Origin of the sequence: Sphingobium sp. V4 (assembly GCF_029590555.1) — a bacterium.
In the GTDB taxonomy this organism is placed as follows: Bacteria; Pseudomonadota; Alphaproteobacteria; order Sphingomonadales; family Sphingomonadaceae; genus Sphingobium.
Map to the genome: position 1 here is coordinate 1725990 of NZ_CP081001.1, position 16328 is coordinate 1742317.

The window sequence follows — 16328 nt, forward strand, 5'->3', positions numbered from 1 at the left end:
GCCGCCCCAGTGACAGGCTCTCCGAACCGCAATATCGCAGGCCGCCTCTCGATTGATCGAGCGGGTTCCGCGAAGCAGGCATAGGGTTCCTGGAAGACCCGCTCGATGATAGCGATCCGGTTCCCGCGACGTTTGGCCAACCGGGGAACACCACCCCACAGCGGCAGAGCGGCGATTGCTGAGATATGCCGCCGCGCGACGTAAGGGGGCAGCCGAAAATCTGGCAGCGCACGATGCTGCATAATCGATCACTCCGAATCGGAATGCCGCCGGACATTGGTGGCCGGTCAGAGCTTACGCGTGGCTCAAGGCGCTGCTAGGAGCCAGAAGTATGTAGCTCGGCAATTCCGGGTAACTTCGCGCATCCCAATGCTGATCGCGAGCTCAATTCTACCCCTACGGAACTATCCCTCTTTGCCGCTGGAAAATTGCTTCGTAAAGCGGCAGGCCAAGACCATGAACCAACCGCCGTCGCCGCCGCCCCTTCCCGCACCGGTCGACAGGGCTACAGAAGCAATGGCTGTCGCGCATGTCCCGCGGCACGATTTAGCCGCCCCGCCGAGCGTCCAGTCTCCCCTTCAGAGGATGCTGCGACAAGCGGCACATCTTGCCACCGGGAACGCCACCGCGGTCGGAATCGGCATGATGACTCTGGCGCTTATGGCGCAGATGCTGGGACCGGCTCTGCTCGGGATAATCGCCATGGTCGAAGCCTATGGCCGTCTGATCGACCAGATCATTCGCCTCGAATCCTGGCAGGCCATCATCCGCTATGGCTCAGCCGCAATAGAGAAAGGCGATCGGGCGGCTTTCGTGCGCCTGGTTCAGTTCGGTGTAGCGCTCGACGCGATTGGCGCGCTGGCAGCCGGCGCCATCACTTTTCTGGCCGTTCCGTTTGTCGGCGCATGGTTGGGCTGGAACTTGGAAACCCAGAACATGGCCAGATATTATAGTATCGCGGTCGTGTTCGGTATTTCTTCCACGCCGATCGGAATTCTGCGCCTGTTCAATCGTTTTTCGGTCATCGCCTGGCTCGAACCAGTGCTTGCTTTGTTGCGTCTTGCTGGCGTCGTTAGTGTTGCAGTGTTGGGCGGGGCGATATGGCCTCTGCTGGCAATCATTATCGCTATTCCTTGCCTTCAGCGGCTCGCCCTGACTTTAGCGGCGATCCTTGAGTTAAGACGCAATGGCTACAGATTCGCACCGAGCTTCAGCGGCCTTTCCCATGCACGCGAATTTCCGGATATCTGGTCTCTCGTGCTTTCATCCAATGGCGTCGTCCTCATTCGCAAGGCCACGCAGGAAATGGATATTCTCGCCGTCGGCGCCATAGCCGGCCCGATCGGCGCCGGCATCTATCAGTTCGTACGCAAGTTTACCCTTGCAGCCATGAAAGCGGGTTCCATGCTGCAACAGGTGGCACTGCCCGATCTGGCGCGCCTGTGGGCGCGCCGGGATATCGACAATTTCGTGACAGCGATTCGGCACGTCGAACTGCTCACACTTGCGGTGGCGGTATCCTTCGTGCTGGGAGTGCTTGCGGTAGGCGACCGAGCGATCCTGCTGATCGCCGGCCCGGGGTTCGAGGATGCCGGACCAGCGTTGCTGGTCCAGTCCTTCGCCGCATTGCTCTTCCTGGCCGGGAGCGCCCTCCGCCCCGCGCTGATGACGATGGGCCTTCAGCCCCAAGTGTTCCGGGTCGCACTAGTCGCCGGCGTCGTTTTTGCACTCACCCTTTACCTTGCAACACCAAGGCTGGGCGTGATCGGCGCCGGCGTGGCGCACATTTTGTTCAATATTATATGGCTACCTTCATGTCTGCTATTGTTCGCACGGGCTCTAAAACGGGAGCGCGAACCGGCGTCTCCGCATCACTCACCAGCCCCCGACTGACGGCCCAGATCGCCGCCTGTGTCCGGTTCCGCACGCGCAGTTTCCGCAGGATTGCCTTGATATGGACTTTCACGGTAGCATCGGCAATCTGCAAGCGACGAGAAATCACCTTGTTCGGCTCGCCGTCGACCAGGCAACGCAGAATGTCGACCTCGCGGGTGGAGAGATTGCTGCCGGCGACGCCCACGCTCCAATATTTCGAAATCGAGCAAGGTTGCGATTGCGCCAGAGATTCAGCGATCTGGGACGGCAGCACCTTCTCACCAAGGGCCGTCAGTCGCAGAGCGCCCGCCAAAGGACGGCAGGAGATCTGCTTGACGACATAGCCGTCCACCGCTCCGGTCATGAAGGCGCGCGAGACATCCTGCACACTATATTCGTCGGCCATGATGACGATACGGCCATTGGGATAGCGTGCGCGAACCTCCTCGCAAGTCGCCAGCCCTTCATCGATGTCGGTTGCATCGACGATGATTACCGTGCTCTCGTCAACCCTATGATCCAGATCAATCGGTCGTGAAACGGTGCCGTCGACCAGGAAGTCCTCTTCTATAAGTATTCTCTTCAAACCTTCGCGGATTATCTCATTCTTGCCTACAATGGCCAGATGAACGGGTGCTTCTATCATGTCCAGTCTCCCCCTCGTGGATTAGGGCGGATCGTGCGACCAATTCTCGAAGACTTTTCCGATCCTCGGTTGATAACTATTTATTAACCCCACTTACGTCCAAAAGGGCTAGAAAAAAAATATACCAGTTTAACAATCGCTCGATAAATGCATCGACGCAAAAGAATGTCCGAAAATGTGACACTTCGACAGGCATTGCTTACAGCAACAGAAGCAGTTTCAGACATCAACTTGACACAGGTTAGCAATGCTGTCCTTGCATCGCACCATTTATCAGGATCGCAGGGCCGGTGTCCCGATTGATGGAGATGCGGCGCCTCGGCGCGAATCGAAAGATTCGTCACGCGCCATCTCTATCGCGCGCATCCACGTCTCCAATATAGCGCTCTCGCCAAACTGTTTCGCCCTTTCGATCGCGGCAGCACTCAGCCGCCTGCGGCGATCCGGAGAAGCCATCAATCCGGCGAGCGCATCCGACAGCGCGGCAACATCTTCGGGCTGCACGAGAACACCGCTTACGTCAGGTTCGATCATGTCGGAGGGGCCGAAGTCGCAGTCATAAGCCACGACGGCAAGCCCTGCCCGCATGGCTTCGCCAACGACGTTGCCAAACCCCTCATATCGAGAAGAAAGCACAAACAACGTCGTCTCTTCAATCCATTCGCCATGCCGCGCCGTACATCCGGGCAGACTTATCCGATGTGCCAATCCCAGCTCTTGTACCTGTCCTTCCAAGGCGGACCGTTCCGGTCCTTCACCGAATATCCTCAAATTCCATTCGGGAAAGCGATCGGACAGCGTCGCGAAGGCAGCGATGAGCATGTCGAAGCCTTTTTGCTTGTCGAGCCGGCCGACCGCAACCAGTTGAGGCGTTCCGCCCTGTCGCGGCAGATAGGGGAAGGCCGAAATAGGATTAGGTATGACAATGGCCCGATCGCGTTCAGCCTTGCGCAAACGTTCCCTGCCGCGATGAGTCAGCATGACAATGGACGAGGCACGCGGGTACAAATAACGCAGTGCGCAACGCCACAAGGGATGCGCGGGCTGGCGGTCCGGATTGTTGCGTTCCGAAACCAAGACTGGAACATCCAATCCAAGGGTGGCCAGCAAAGTGAGCACGTTGATCTTCGTGAGGAAGGATATGACGACGTCAAACCGCCCGCGCAGGTGTCGCCGGAGCATCCACAGGCGGCGCGCCACCCTGATTGCTGCCGCCGGCCCTTTACCCCCACTAGGCAAAGCGAGACGCACCAAGGCGACGCGCGGATCAATCGCATGAAAAATCGGGTCATCGGGTGAATCGAACGTGATGATCGTCACGTCCCAGCCGCGCCCGAGCGCAGCCTCCGCCAGTTTGCTGATCACGCGTTCGGCGCCGCCGGCGCTCAGGCCCGACAGGATGAATGCGACCTTCATACGGCCTGTCGCCGTTCGGCTACCTGATCCAGCAGCGCCTCGATTGAGCCATGACTCAACTGGTCCAGCGACTGGATCGTCATGTCAGCCCGATGTGCGTCACTGGGCGCCGTTCTGGGATGGACGGCTTCAGGGCGGTCGATCTGAATGGTCGCCCAGCCCATGGCGCGCGGCGCGAGGAAATCCTTGGCCGGGTTGTCGGCCACATAGATGAAGCCGGTCGCCCTTCCCGCATGGGCCGTCCGCACGGCCTCGAACGCGCGCCGATGCGGCTTCCAATAATCCCGCCCCCAATCATCGGTGCAGATCATCGGGCCAATCGCGAAGCGGGACAGTCCCAGAGCGGCAATCTTGCCATGTTGCGCGACGCTGAACCCGTCAGTCACCAAGGCGAAGCCGTAATCATGACCGGCGGCGAGAAAATGCTCCGCGTCAGGCGCGAGCCGGATGTCCGGAACATGCTCCCGATACACCGAGACCATTTTCGCGATGACCGCAGGATCGAGCGGATGGCCCAAAGCAGCCAGCGACGCGTCGAACAATCGGTCATTCCGTCCTGACCGCAGCAGTCCGGTCGCGGTCATGCCCAGTCCTTCCATACCAAGCGTCGCGCGAGCCCAGCCATCCACCGCGCGGATACCGCTATGGATATAGTCCCGCTCCAGATAGAGCGTATCATCGAGGTCGAAGACGAGGGAGACGGTCATGGCGATACGAAGATCGCCGCGTCGTACCGCAGCATCATAACTCCGGCCGTCCAGTCATTTCCCGCGCTGCTGGGCAAACCCATACGTTCCTCGATCAGCCATTGGGCAAAGGAAGCGCCAGCGGACTCCGCAAGGGGATAGCCGCCGCCGAAGCGGGCGTTGATTTCGAACAGCTTGGCCGACCCGTCCGGCGAGATGATCGCCTGATAGCAAAGCGCCCCACGCGACCCCGGGAGCGCGCGTGCCAATTTTTCCGCGATATCGACAAGTTGGGGCGGGCGTCCGGTAATCCCCTTCTCCACCTCACCCGCGCGTACCTGCAAGCGATGATGCGGCACGACAGAGCGAAGCCCGCCCTTGCCGTCAAAATAGAGATTGACCGTCCACTCCTCCCCCTGGAGCAGTTCCTGGACGATCATCGGTTCAGGCGCGGTCGCCGGCAGCGCAGAGATATCGTCCAGTCGCGTGATCGCACGGCCGGCACTGCCATGACGGGGTTTGACGATCGCCGGCCCTTTCCAAGCCTGGCGATCGACATGTTCCCAGGCGACACTATGGGGAACCGGAATGTCGTGCGCGGCCAGAAATTCGGCCGTGAGCAGCTTGTCCCGGCATATCTCGACAAGACCCGGATCGCTGACGGACACCCAGACGCCCGCTGCAGCGAAGCGCTCTCGCGCGTCGGCCAGCGGCTGAAGCTCCGGATCTATCGTCGGCACCACGAGCCCAACGCCATGATCGCGGCAAATTGCCTCTATTGCAGCGACATAGCCCGGATCGTCCGCACGCGGCACGCGGATCGCCTTGTCGGCGAAGCGACAGGCCGCGCTCCATTCGGGCTGGACGTCGCAGGCGATGATCCGCAGATCGACACCCAGATGGCCCGCCGCGCGGCGGAAGGCGATGAGCAGTTCGACCCTGCGCCCGGCGGAGCAGAGCAGCATGGTGAGTTGCCGTTGCGAGGGCGGCGGAGGCGTGACATCCATCACCCGTTCTCCCGTCTCCTGATACATCAGATCATCTCCCGAATAAGCAGGAATGCCTCGGCGGCATGACGATGCACGGTCGCCCCCCGCAACATCGCGAGCGCGCGCAACGCTTCGGGCGACCGCTCATTGGGGAAGGCGCAGCATTGTGACCCATAGCAGGCGAAAGCCGCAAGTTTTCGCTCCAGCGTTTCGCTGATGTCGATGAAGACATTGGGCACGAAAGACGGCTCGATATGCGGCGCGGCCCAGTTCGTCTCCGATAGGGTTTCATAGGCATAGAGGCGTCGTGGATAGGTCCACGTCCGGGGCCGCGCGGCGACCATGGCGGAGCGAAAGATCAGTTGATGATCCAGATGGATGTCACCCAGAAACGGAAGGAATATCGTGTCGGGCCGCACCTCATCGAACAGCCGGCCAAAGGCGGCATTCAAGTCGGCATGGGGCACCCGATCCAGCTCCGCCGCGGGTTGATCGAGAAAGTGGGTGCGCGCCACGCCCAGCAACTCGTGCGCGGCCACCGCCTCCTGCCGCACCCGATCGGCGCTTTCCTCGCTGTAACGCGGCGGCCGGCCGCGCGTCGCGATCGCCACATGGACTTGCTGCCCCGCGCTTGTCAGGCGTGCGATCGTACCGCCGCATCCCAACACCTCATCATCAGGATGAGGCGCGATGACCAGCGTGATGCCGGCGTCGCCCAGCGGCCCCTTCATCAATTCCCTCCCAATATGCTGTGCAGCGCTGGCCTGCGCGACAGGCCGGATTCGAATTCCATCACATGGATCGCGCGGCCGTCGCCGCAGCAAACGGCGAAGCCTTGCTCGTCGCGCAGGACCACCTGTCCGGGACTGGCATGTTGGCGATCAGCGCAGGCGCAGGCCCGCGCCGCCCATATTGTGATCCGTTCATCCCCCGACATGGTGAACGCACCGGGATAGGGGCGTCCGACCGCCCGCACCAGTCGCTCGACCACGGCCGCCGGCTGCCGCCAGTCGATCAACCCGTCGCTGGGCCGACGCCGCGTCGCCCAGGTCGCCATACGCTCATCCTGGGGCGTGCCCGCCACATCGCCCTGCAACAGTCGCGGCAGCAGTTCGCGCAGCATGGCGTCGAGCGCCGTCATATGCCTGGCGTACAGCGTGGCGGCCGTCTCGTCCGGGGCGATATGAAAGAAGCGTTGCGCCAGCAGCGGCCCGCTGTCGACCCCTTCGTCGATCCAGAAGAGGCTGGAGGCCGTGATCTTTTCGTCCAGCAGGATGGTCCAGGGGATCACTGCTCTTCCCCGCAGGCGGGGAAGCGGCGCGGGATGGTAGCCGACCACGCGCCCTCCTGCGGCGGCGCGAAACTCCGGTCCGCATATCTGTGACCAGCCGATTACGAAGACGATGTCCGGCGCGATGTTTCTGACCTGCTCGATGAATTCGGGAGCATTGCAGGCGGGCACCGGGATCAGCGCTGCGCCGGCGCGCGCCGCAACCGGGGCCAGATCGACGAAATCCGAATGACGGGCCGCCAGTTCGGGGGGCAATGTCCCGATCGCGACCAGTTCCCAGCCCGGCGTCGCGGCAATGGCTTCGGCGGCAACCAAGGTGCCTTCAACCGCGCCGATCAGCAACGCTCGCATAAGCCCTCCCGACATGCCGTTGGCTGATCCGTTCACCGCCAAACAGAGTTGCGATCGTGCGGAGCACGATCCATAGATCGCTCGCCAGCGACCGACGATCGACATACCAGATGTCGAGCGCAAGCTTGTCCGCATCGCTCAGCAGCGCATTACCATTGACCTGCGCCCACCCGGTCAGTCCCGGCCGCACCTGCCCGCGATGCTTTCCACCTTCGCCCATGTTCTGCACCGTTTCCGGGAGCAGTGGCCGGGGTCCGACGAAGCTCATCTCGCCGCTTGCGATGTTCCAGAGTTCGGGCAGCTCATCAAGCCGGCTGCGGCGCAGCAGCCTCCCAAATCGCGTCAACCGCGCCGCGTCCGGCAGGATATTCCCCTGTCCATCCCGCAAATCCTGCATTGAACGGAACTTGACGAGTTCGAAAACATCGCCATCCAACCCCGCGCGACGCTGCCTGAAAAGGACGGGCCGACCGAGGAAGAGCCCCACCGAGACCGCCACCAGCGCCATGACCGGGACTGCAGCCAGCAGAGCGATCCATGCAAGCGTGCGTTCGGCCAGACGATGATCGCCGAGCGCGCGCCTCATAGGCCGTACCGTGGACGCCCCGATCAGCCCCATCTCCGAAAGGAGCAGGCTGTTTACCTTTTCGACATGGTAACACTCTTCGGCGAGGCGCCGCGAACGGGCGCCCATTGCGCGTATCCGTTCCGGATCGCGCGCCAGCGCCGCCATGGCGTCGGCAAGCGCCGTTACATCGCGCGGTGGAACGAGCAGCCCGTTCTCGCCGGGGATGACAGTTTCGCGACAGCCCGGCGTCAGCGTGGTGATGATCGGGCGCCCCACGGCCATGGCTTCCAATATGGTCCGGGGCAGCCCCTCGCGGTAATAGGTCGGCAGCACGAACACGCTTGCCGCAGCAAGATGGGGCCGGACGTCACGGGTTGTTCCCAGATATTCGACACCTCCGCCTTTCCAGGCCGCCATTTCCTCCGCGCTGAAGCCAGCCGCGCCCGGCTCGGCCGGACCCAATATCTGGAACCGCGCGTCGGGATATCGCTCCCTTACTGCCGCGGCCGCCGCGACGAACTCGGATATGCCCTTGTTGCGCATCAGGCGCGCGATCAGCAGGAAGGTGGGCGGGCCATTCCCGAAGGGCTGTTGCGCGAATTGCACCGTGTCGATGCCCGATCCCGGCACCTGAGTCGCGCGCTGGCGAGGGGAAAGGATGGCGTGCCGGCGCATTTCCGCTTCATCGTCGGCGTTGAATACGAAAATTCCCGCCGCCCGGCGAACAGCGACGCGGTAGAGCAGCGAGATCAGCGGACGCAGGAACTGCGTCTTTCGCGACGTGGTGCCATCATCCGAGTAGACATGGCCGAGTCCGCTCACCATCGCAAAGAAGCCTGCGCCGGGCGCTGCAAGCCGGGCTGCGATGCCGCCGTAGACAATCGGCTTCTGGGTATAGGCCAGGATCACATCAGGCGCCTCGGAACGGATTGTCTTGCCGATAGCCCAGAGGGTGCCAAGGTCGCGCACGGGGTTGGTGCCGATGCGGTCCATCGGTACCCGCCGGAAGGCGACGCTCATCTTCCGCAGTTCACCCGATGTGACGGGGTCTTCATCGGGCGCGCAGGCGACCACATCATGCCCCTCCGCCACCATCCGCCGCAACAGCGCGCCCCGGAAATTGACCAGCGAGTAGGAAAGGCTTGCCAGCACCAGAACCTTCATAAGCTCTGCGCTCCGGCCTCGCGCGCCAGGGCGCTGGCGTTCACCGACCCTGCACCCTTGGATACATGACGGACTGCGCTCGCATAGAGCCGGCGATACTGCACGGCGATGTCGTTGATGTCGAAATGCTCCACCGCGCGGGCGCGACCGGTCGCACCCATCCTCCGCCGCGCATCATCGGGCAGGTCCGCGAGGCTACCGAGCGCAGCCGCCATGGCGTCGGCGTCCCGTGGCGGCACGATACGTCCGCCCTCACCCAGCACCCAGGCGCTGTCGCCAACATCGGTGGCCACGCAGGGCACGCCACAGGCCATCGCCTCGCCCAATATGTTCGGGAAAGCCTCTCCCCATGCCGATGAGAGCGCCAATATGTCGAGGCCGGGCAGCCAGTCGGCCACGTCCGTCCTTTCGCCCGCGATCGCGACCATTTCCGGAGGCAGATGTTCCGCAATGGACCGCATCAATGCGGGATCGGCGGCGTCCATGCCGGGCCCGACCAGAAGAAGCCGGCAATCCCGCCCCCCCGCAAGCATCCTGCCCATGGCGCGCACGAGCATGGCATGGTCCTTCATCGGATGATTGCGCGCCACCATGCCCACGACCAGTCCCTGCTCCCCAATCCCGAACAGGGAGCGGAACCGCTGGCGCGCGCTGGGATCGGGGCGGTAGCGCGTCAGATCGAAACCATTGGGGATATGGATGGCGCGAGCCGGATCGAAACCGATGGCGGCATGTTCCTGCGCCGCGGTCCGCGAATTATAGATGATGCCATCGACATTACGCGACATTCGCGCGCTCAACGACAATAACGCGCGGCTGGCCAGTTTTTCGACCTTCGGATCGGCCAGCGAATGACGGACGTTCCACAGCAGCGGCACCCTGCGCCTGACCGCTAACTGGGCCATGCTAGCGGCAAGATTGCCATGATACATCCACCCCTGGAGCAGATCGGGCTGGAGCATCGTCGTGATCCGCAACAGCCGGAGCAGAGCGATTGGCCCCGGATAGCCCCGCGTCATACCCAGCGTGTAGGTGGGGCAATTAATCTGCCTGAGACGCTGCTCGAACGTGCCGGGTGGCATGAGCGAAAGCACGGCGGGCCGGACACCATTGCGCTTGGAGGCGGTGGCCTCGACCAGTTTTACGAGCATCGATTGTGCGCCACCGACGTCCAGGCTGGTCGTGATATGTTGCACGAGCCCCGGCATGGCCGATACCTCGCATGGGCGATGAGCGGTCATGCGGCAAGCACCTCCCTGTAGATTCTGGCGATCTTGTTCAGATGGGTCTCGACGCTGAATTTCTGCAGCGCCTCCCCGCGCGCCCGTTGCGCGATGGTCATGGCCGTTCGCGGCTCGGTTATCAGGCTCAGCACATGATCGGCCAGATCCTCGGGATCGTCCGGGTGAGCCAGCAGGCCGTTGCCCCTGTTCCTGATCGCCTCCATATTGCCGCCCGATGCCGCCGCGACGACCGGCGTGCCAACTAGCATCGCCTCGATCAGCGTGCGTCCGAAGGGTTCTTCCACCGCCGGCACGAGCAACACATCGCTCGCCGCGAGCCATGGCTCCACCGGCTGCACGAAACCCATCATTCGCACGCAATCGGCGAGGTCGAGCTCCTGGATTCTCTGCTGGATGCGGGCCTCGATCCCCGGCTCGAATTCCTCGCCGAACAGAAGCCCAACCACGCGAATACCGGGTCGGGACCGGCGCATCGCGGCGATCGCCTCTACGAATACGAGGGGACGCTTGCGCGCCGAAAACTGACCCAGAAATGCCACCACCGCCGTATCCGGGGTGATGTCCAGCCGGGATTCGAGCATCGAACGCGCCGCCGCACGATCAATCTGGGCGATCGAGGTGTCGAACGGACTGTAAGCTACGCTGGATTTAGTGCGCGCGGACCAAAGGCCCGGCAGCGGCGCCGCGAAATGGGAAACGCATATGACACGATCGGCCACCAACGGCGCCAGAAAGCGCAGGCCCGCCGCGCGCGGATTGCCGCGATGATGCCAGATGTGCCGAGCGCCGGCGAGCCGAGCGGGCAAGCCCCAGGTCGCGTGCATGGCGCCCTCGTTGCTGTGCACAATCCTGATGTTCCTGACGCGCAGGAAGGCACGCATTCGCGCGATATTCGCAGGCACGCGCATCAGGGCGCCCAGGGATGGGCGACTGCCCGGCTCCCAGTAATGAGGAACCGGCGCCTGTTCGAAGTCGATCCCGGCTTCCTTGAAAAAGTCCGTCAGCGGACCATTCATGCCGTGGAGCAAAACGACAGGCTCAAATTGGGTATGCTGGAGGGCCTGGATCAACTTCAGCGCCGAGATGTGGCTGCCGCCGACAAGTCCTCCAGCAAAGGGAAAGCACACCCGGTACCTGCCCGCGTTATCCGCACGGCCCTGACTCCGCTCCAGCGGCGGAAGAAAAGGTGGGACGTTCAGGTCGGAAGCCATGTGGCTTTGTCGCTCGAGCATGTGGGAATCATCACCCCTTACAAACCGTTATCGAGCATAGTCGTCACTCGACCGGCACGCCGCCACAGCAACTACGGACACTATCCAAAGGAGGGAGGAGAAAGGGCGATCTTCCCTCTTCGCGTCCGCAAAATGAACGCAGGGCGCACAAGGCTTAGGCCACCGGCACCCATATTCGACCGTCTACCGGCGATAGATCATTAAGGATTACACCAAGGCACAAGGGTTATCGCCCCCCTGTCCGTAAGGACGAAACCTGATGCCCAACTTAATGACACCCCGCTTCCTGTCTAACCTCTCTTCCAGAAACTCGCCAAAACAGTCGCCACAGCAACCGACCACGCTGATTGTGCAGCGCATGAACTGCGAAGGGACCGAAGATGGCAGCAGCAACTCAATTTCGATTTTCCGCTCCAGGCCGGACTTCTCTTGTCTACCTGATCGACGGCCTGATTGCGGCCGCCTCTCTTATCGGCGCGATCAGCCTGCGCGTCGGCTTGGTGCGAGCGGAGGCCGTGCTTGCGGAACATCCGCTAGCACTGCCGCTTTTCGTCGCGGTTGCGCTAACGACTTTCGCGGCAATGCGGCTTCACCGGCGGGTGTGGCGCTACGCTTCGACCGGAGATATTTTCGCCGTTATGAAGGCGGCCTCAATCGCCATCGCCGCCTATGTGATGCTTCTGGTGGCAATAGGGGGGGCGGCCTGGCTGCCGCGGTCGATCCCGATCATCCAGTGGCTGGTTCTGGTCGTCTTGATGGGCGGCGCGCGCATGGCGCGGCGCCTCGTCGGTGAATATTTTGCAGGTCGCTTCCATCCGCCCGCACCAACTGCCGATCCACTTGTCTCGAGTCGGCCGGCGCTGCTGTTCGGATCGAGCGACGACATCGAACAATTGCTCCGCCAACTGGAACAGGAATCCCATCCCGGCTTCCGGCCGGTCGGCATCCTGGAGGAAACCGGAAAGCATATCGGCGGATGGATGCGCGGCGTGCCGATCGTGGGCCGTCCCACCGACCTGGCCCAGGTGGTGGGGCGCCTCGGCGCAGAAGCGGCGAGGCCGGAATGCCTGATCTTCGCCGGTGCGGTCGAACGGCTGCAAGGCATGGCGATGGTTGATCTGGTCGCACAGGCCCAGGTGCTTGATCTGGACATCGCCTACAGACCCGCCTTCACCGGCTTCACGCCGGAGCGAGGCGTCAAGCTCGACTTCCGCTTCCTCAACGTGGCGGACCTGCTGGGTCGCCCCCAGGCGCCGATGGATAGTTGCGCGGTCGCCGGCATGATCGCCGGACGGCGCGTCCTGATCACCGGGGCCGGCGGAACCATCGGTCGTGAGTTGGCGCGCCAGATCGCCGGCTTTGCGCCCGCGCATCTGGTCCTGCTCGACGCAAATGAGTTCAATCTCTATGATGTCGACCTGGAAATGCGGGAAAATCATCCGGAGATCGATCGCACACCGGTGCTCTGTTCGATCCGGCAGCGCAACCAGTTGATGCAGGTGTTTGCCGAGCAGCGGCCCGAACTGGTCTTCCACGCCGCCGCCCTGAAGCATGTGCCGCTGGTCGAGGCGCATCCTGTGGCGGCCATCCAGACCAACGTGCTTGGAACGCGCAATGTCGCCGACGCAGCCCGGCGCTATGGCGCACGCGCCATGGTGCAGGTATCGACCGACAAGGCGGTCAACCCTGTGGGCTTCATGGGCGTCACCAAGCGGCTCGGCGAGCTATACTGTCAGGCGCTGGACCTGGAAGGACGAATCGATCCTCGCGCCCCGCGTTTCATTACGGTCCGCTTCGGCAATGTGCTGGGATCGAGCGGTTCGCTCATTCCCCTGTTCCAGCGCCAATTGAGCAAGGGCGGCCCCCTGACCGTCACTCATGAGGAGATCGAACGCTTCTTCATGACGGTGCATGAGGCCGTGCAACTCATCCTGCAAAGCGCCTCGCGCGGATTGCGCGACGGGGTTCGCCATGGTCGGATCTTCGTACTGGACATGGGCGAACCGATCCGCATCATCGAGATTGCGCGCCGCATGATCCGCCTTGCCGGGCTTGACCCGGAGGTCGATGTCGGGATCGAGATCGTTGGGCTGCGTCCGGGCGAGAAGCTGTTCGAAGAGCTTTTCGACGTCGAGGAGGAACAGCTACCCTCATCCATTCCCGGCGTCTTCGAAGCAGAGCCCCGGCCCGTCCCTCTGCATGTCCTCAACGAGGCGTTCGACATACTTCAGGAAGCGAGCAACGATTCCGACGATGATGCGTGTCGCTTCATCGCGACGGATCTGCTCGATCGCAAGTCATCCCTCGTCCAGGGCCATATCGCGATGACGAGCCGCACGCCGGGAGCTGCCCATGTTCACGCGAATTGACTCCTCCATGTCGATGGCCGCCGCGACACGTGTCAGCCACCTGGCCGAGCGACCCTCGCCCACCCTCGCGAGCGGAACCGGGGAACCGATCCGGTCCCGCTGGCCGGTCTATTCCGAAGACGAGATCGCCGCCGTCGCCTCTGTCCTGCGCAGCGGCAAGGTCAATGCCCTGCATCATGGGGAGCAGACCCGCGCCTTCGAACGCGCCTTCGCCGACCTCTGTCGCGCGCCTCACGCCATCTCGGTGGCGAACGGAACCCTGGCGCTGGAACTCGCGCTGCGGGCGCTGGGCATCGGTCCGGGCGACGAGGTAGTGGTTCCCGCGCGCAGCTTCATGGCATCTGCCAGCTGTGTGGCAGCGGTCGGCGCCACGCCAATATTCGCCGATGTCGATCCTGATTCGCAAACGCTCAACGCCTGCACGATCGCCCAGGCGATCAGCACCCGAACACGCGCGGTCATCGTAGTCCATCTCGCAGGCTGGGCCGCTTCGATGCACGAGATCATGGTGCTCGCCCGGTCCCAGGGCATTTTCGTGATCGAGGACTGCGCCCAGGCGCATGGCGCAGCGCAGGACGGCGACCCCGTCGGCTCGCTTGGCGACGCCGCGGCCTTTTCCTTCTGCACCGACAAGATCATGTCCACGGGCGGCGAAGGGGGGATGCTGGTCCTGCACGACCGGAAAGCATGGGAACGGGCCTGGGCCTACAAGGATCATGGCAAGCTGCCGCATCCCGTCGATCAGGGTGGCGCCCCCGGCACATTCCGCTGGCTGCACGCCAGCCTTGGCAGCAACTACCGGGCGACCGAAATGCAGGCGATGCTGGGCCTGTGCCAACTGGGCAAGCTGGCGGGTTGGGTGGAAACGCGACAGCGCAACGCCCGCATTCTCGATGCCGAACTCGCGCCCTTGCCAGCTATTCGGCTGACGGTACCGCCATCGGACGTCCACCACGCCTATTATAAATATTATGCGTTCGTTCGGCCGGAACGGCTCGCCAGCGGTTGGAACCGCGATCGCATCATAGGCGAATGCATCGTGGCCGGCGTTCCCTGCGGCGCGGGCAGTTGCCCCGAAATCTACCGGGAGCAGGCCTTTGTCGGTAGCCCTTCCGCCCCATTGAACCGACTGCCCGTTTCTTCGAGGCTGGGGGAAACCAGCCTGATGCTACCGGTCGATCCGACGCTCGACGCCGAAACCGTCCGGCGAATGGGCATGATCGTCGCGTCGGTCGTTGCAAACGCCACAGCTTGAAGAGTGACCAGATGAACGAAGCGCCTCTTCCGAATATGATCGTAATCGGCGCCGCAAAGTCCGCAACGACGTGGATCGCCCGGCAGCTTCGCACCCGGCCCGACATGTTCATGCCCGGACCCGAGCCGCATTATTTCAGCCGGGATTTCGACAAGGGCCTACAATGGTACCAGTCGCTGTTTGCGGACGCCCGACCAGGCCAGTTGGTAGCGGAAAAGTCCGCCGACTATCTGGCCCATCCTCATGCGCCGGCGCGGATCGCCGCGCTCCTGCCATCGGTGCAGTTGATCGCGCAGTTGCGCAATCCGGTCGAGCGCGCCTATTCCGACTATTGCATGTTGTTCCGCCGTGGACAGGTCGATGGTGATGTCGCGCGCCATCTCCACTCGAGGACGGCCATCGAATCCCGTTTCCTGGAGGACGGGCTTTATGGCAGACACATCCGCCGCTTCCTGGACCATTTTCCCCGGGAGCAACTCAAGATCATCCTGCACGAGGATATCAAGCGCGATCCGGCCGGGGTGACTGCGGGCGTGCTACAAACGCTCGGCCTGCCACCACTTCCCGATTCCGCGCATCTCGAAGCGCGGGTCAACGATGGCGCCTCGCCGTTGGTCCCCTTGGCGCTGCGCCGCTTGCCCTCACCGATCAAGCGGATGGTCGCGCCGCTGCGCGGCAATCCCCTGTTCGAAGGCGCGCGCAACCTGATTGCCCGCCCCGTTCGCTATCCGCCGCTGCCCGACGATGTGCGGCGCTATCTTGTCGACTTCTATCAGCAGGATATCGAAGATCTGGCGCATATCCTGGACCGACCGCTGTCGGGATGGGCCGGACACGCTCTGGCCGCCTGATGCCCTATCCCGCCGCGCTCGCGGAGTGGGGCTCGGCGTGGCAGGATCGAAATCGTACACCCCATCATTATGCCATGCTTCGCTTGGCCGGATAGGTACTGGTGCTGGCGGTGTCGCTGGTGCCCTACATCACCTGGCGCGTGGTTCCGCCCTATCTCTTCACCCTCAGCGACGCGCTCTTCTGCCTCGCGGCCGTGCTGCTGTTGGCAGGGCGCGGCGTGGCACTTTGTCCGCTAGGCGAATGGTGGATCGTGTGAATTTCCGGCCTGAATGCGCTGCTGCTGGGGTTTTTCGTCGACAGCAGCGTCAACGGCGATCCGCTCCGCTGGATCATCGTCGCGGGCCAATATGGCTTCGCGTTCGCGGTTCTCCCCTCACTCCTGCTGCGGGA

The 16328-nt window shown here is 62.9% G+C and carries 14 protein-coding genes; 5 read left to right on the forward strand and 9 right to left on the reverse strand.

What is annotated here, in order from left to right:
• Positions 1-642 precede the first annotated feature (642 nt).
• A complete protein-coding gene (locus K3M67_RS08680; protein ID WP_285831288.1) occupies positions 643-1893 on the forward strand; it encodes a lipopolysaccharide biosynthesis protein in 1251 nt (416 codons plus the stop codon).
• Here the strand turns inward: K3M67_RS08680 and K3M67_RS08685 are convergent.
• The 9 genes from K3M67_RS08685 to K3M67_RS08725 form a co-directional block, all read right to left on the reverse strand.
• Complete coding sequence (locus K3M67_RS08685) at positions 1799-2521, reverse strand: LuxR C-terminal-related transcriptional regulator (protein ID WP_084439015.1); 723 nt, start codon at positions 2519-2521, stop codon at positions 1799-1801. The two genes, K3M67_RS08680 and K3M67_RS08685, sit on opposite strands and share 95 nt — an antisense overlap.
• A 273-nt stretch (positions 2522-2794) precedes the next feature.
• Positions 2795-3937, reverse strand: coding sequence for a glycosyltransferase family 4 protein (locus K3M67_RS08690; RefSeq protein WP_285831289.1), 1143 nt, complete (start codon positions 3935-3937; stop codon positions 2795-2797).
• Complete coding sequence (locus tag K3M67_RS08695) at positions 3934-4644, reverse strand: HAD family hydrolase (protein WP_066858640.1); 711 nt, start codon at positions 4642-4644, stop codon at positions 3934-3936. Before K3M67_RS08695 ends, K3M67_RS08690 begins: the two co-directional genes overlap by 4 nt.
• Entirely contained in the window at positions 4641-5657 is a 1017-nt protein-coding gene (locus tag K3M67_RS08700) for an ATP-grasp domain-containing protein (protein WP_232313710.1), read from the reverse strand. The genes K3M67_RS08695 and K3M67_RS08700 overlap by 4 nt, the downstream gene beginning before the upstream one ends.
• The gene (locus K3M67_RS08705; protein ID WP_285831290.1) at positions 5657-6343 is read right to left on the reverse strand and encodes a PIG-L deacetylase family protein; all 687 of its coding nucleotides are present in this window, start codon (positions 6341-6343) and stop codon (positions 5657-5659) included. The genes K3M67_RS08700 and K3M67_RS08705 overlap by 1 nt, the downstream gene beginning before the upstream one ends.
• On the reverse strand, positions 6343-7254 hold the full coding sequence (locus K3M67_RS08710) for a formyltransferase family protein (protein WP_066858635.1): 912 nt from the start codon (positions 7252-7254) through the stop codon (positions 6343-6345). The genes K3M67_RS08705 and K3M67_RS08710 overlap by 1 nt, the downstream gene beginning before the upstream one ends.
• A complete protein-coding gene (locus K3M67_RS08715; RefSeq protein WP_285831291.1) occupies positions 7226-8986 on the reverse strand; it encodes a sugar transferase in 1761 nt (586 codons plus the stop codon). Before K3M67_RS08715 ends, K3M67_RS08710 begins: the two co-directional genes overlap by 29 nt.
• On the reverse strand, positions 8983-10227 hold the full coding sequence (locus K3M67_RS08720) for a glycosyltransferase (protein ID WP_285831292.1): 1245 nt from the start codon (positions 10225-10227) through the stop codon (positions 8983-8985). The genes K3M67_RS08715 and K3M67_RS08720 overlap by 4 nt, the downstream gene beginning before the upstream one ends.
• Complete coding sequence (locus K3M67_RS08725) at positions 10224-11441, reverse strand: glycosyltransferase family 4 protein (protein ID WP_285831293.1); 1218 nt, start codon at positions 11439-11441, stop codon at positions 10224-10226. Before K3M67_RS08725 ends, K3M67_RS08720 begins: the two co-directional genes overlap by 4 nt.
• Before the next feature lie 401 nt (positions 11442-11842).
• On the opposite strand from K3M67_RS08725, the gene K3M67_RS08730 reads away from it, so the two are divergent.
• The 4 genes from K3M67_RS08730 to K3M67_RS08745 all read left to right on the forward strand — a co-directional run bounded on the left by K3M67_RS08730 (position 11843) and on the right by K3M67_RS08745 (position 16194).
• Positions 11843-13831, forward strand: a complete 1989-nt coding sequence (locus K3M67_RS08730; protein ID WP_066858626.1) for a polysaccharide biosynthesis protein — start codon at positions 11843-11845, stop codon at positions 13829-13831.
• Complete coding sequence (locus K3M67_RS08735; protein WP_285831294.1) at positions 13815-15086, forward strand: DegT/DnrJ/EryC1/StrS family aminotransferase; 1272 nt, start codon at positions 13815-13817, stop codon at positions 15084-15086. Before K3M67_RS08730 ends, K3M67_RS08735 begins: the two co-directional genes overlap by 17 nt.
• Positions 15087-15097: 11 nt before the next feature.
• Positions 15098-15937 (forward strand): sulfotransferase family protein, encoded by an 840-nt coding sequence (locus tag K3M67_RS08740; protein ID WP_066858623.1) that lies wholly within the window; start codon positions 15098-15100, stop codon positions 15935-15937.
• Between the two features lie 119 nt (positions 15938-16056).
• The gene (locus tag K3M67_RS08745) at positions 16057-16194 is read left to right on the forward strand and encodes a hypothetical protein (protein ID WP_157102476.1); all 138 of its coding nucleotides are present in this window, start codon (positions 16057-16059) and stop codon (positions 16192-16194) included.
• The last annotated feature ends 134 nt before the right edge of the window (positions 16195-16328 follow it).

Excerpts from the sequence above, each read along its gene's own strand:
- K3M67_RS08680 (WP_285831288.1), top strand. The coding sequence starts at position 643 with ATGATGACTCTGGCGCTTATGGCGCAGATGCTGGGACCGGCTCTGCTC.
- K3M67_RS08685 (WP_084439015.1), bottom strand. The coding sequence starts at position 2,521 with ATGATAGAAGCACCCGTTCATCTGGCCATTGTAGGCAAGAATGAGATA.
- K3M67_RS08690 (WP_285831289.1), bottom strand. The coding sequence starts at position 3,937 with ATGAAGGTCGCATTCATCCTGTCGGGCCTGAGCGCCGGCGGCGCCGAA.
- K3M67_RS08695 (WP_066858640.1), bottom strand. The coding sequence starts at position 4,644 with ATGACCGTCTCCCTCGTCTTCGACCTCGATGATACGCTCTATCTGGAG.
- K3M67_RS08700 (WP_232313710.1), bottom strand. The coding sequence starts at position 5,657 with ATGTATCAGGAGACGGGAGAACGGGTGATGGATGTCACGCCTCCGCCG.
- K3M67_RS08705 (WP_285831290.1), bottom strand. The coding sequence starts at position 6,343 with ATGAAGGGGCCGCTGGGCGACGCCGGCATCACGCTGGTCATCGCGCCT.
- K3M67_RS08710 (WP_066858635.1), bottom strand. The coding sequence starts at position 7,254 with ATGCGAGCGTTGCTGATCGGCGCGGTTGAAGGCACCTTGGTTGCCGCC.
- K3M67_RS08715 (WP_285831291.1), bottom strand. The coding sequence starts at position 8,986 with ATGAAGGTTCTGGTGCTGGCAAGCCTTTCCTACTCGCTGGTCAATTTC.
- K3M67_RS08720 (WP_285831292.1), bottom strand. The coding sequence starts at position 10,227 with ATGACCGCTCATCGCCCATGCGAGGTATCGGCCATGCCGGGGCTCGTG.
- K3M67_RS08725 (WP_285831293.1), bottom strand. The coding sequence starts at position 11,441 with ATGGCTTCCGACCTGAACGTCCCACCTTTTCTTCCGCCGCTGGAGCGG.
- K3M67_RS08730 (WP_066858626.1), top strand. The coding sequence starts at position 11,843 with ATGGCAGCAGCAACTCAATTTCGATTTTCCGCTCCAGGCCGGACTTCT.
- K3M67_RS08735 (WP_285831294.1), top strand. The coding sequence starts at position 13,815 with ATGTTCACGCGAATTGACTCCTCCATGTCGATGGCCGCCGCGACACGT.
- K3M67_RS08740 (WP_066858623.1), top strand. The coding sequence starts at position 15,098 with ATGAACGAAGCGCCTCTTCCGAATATGATCGTAATCGGCGCCGCAAAG.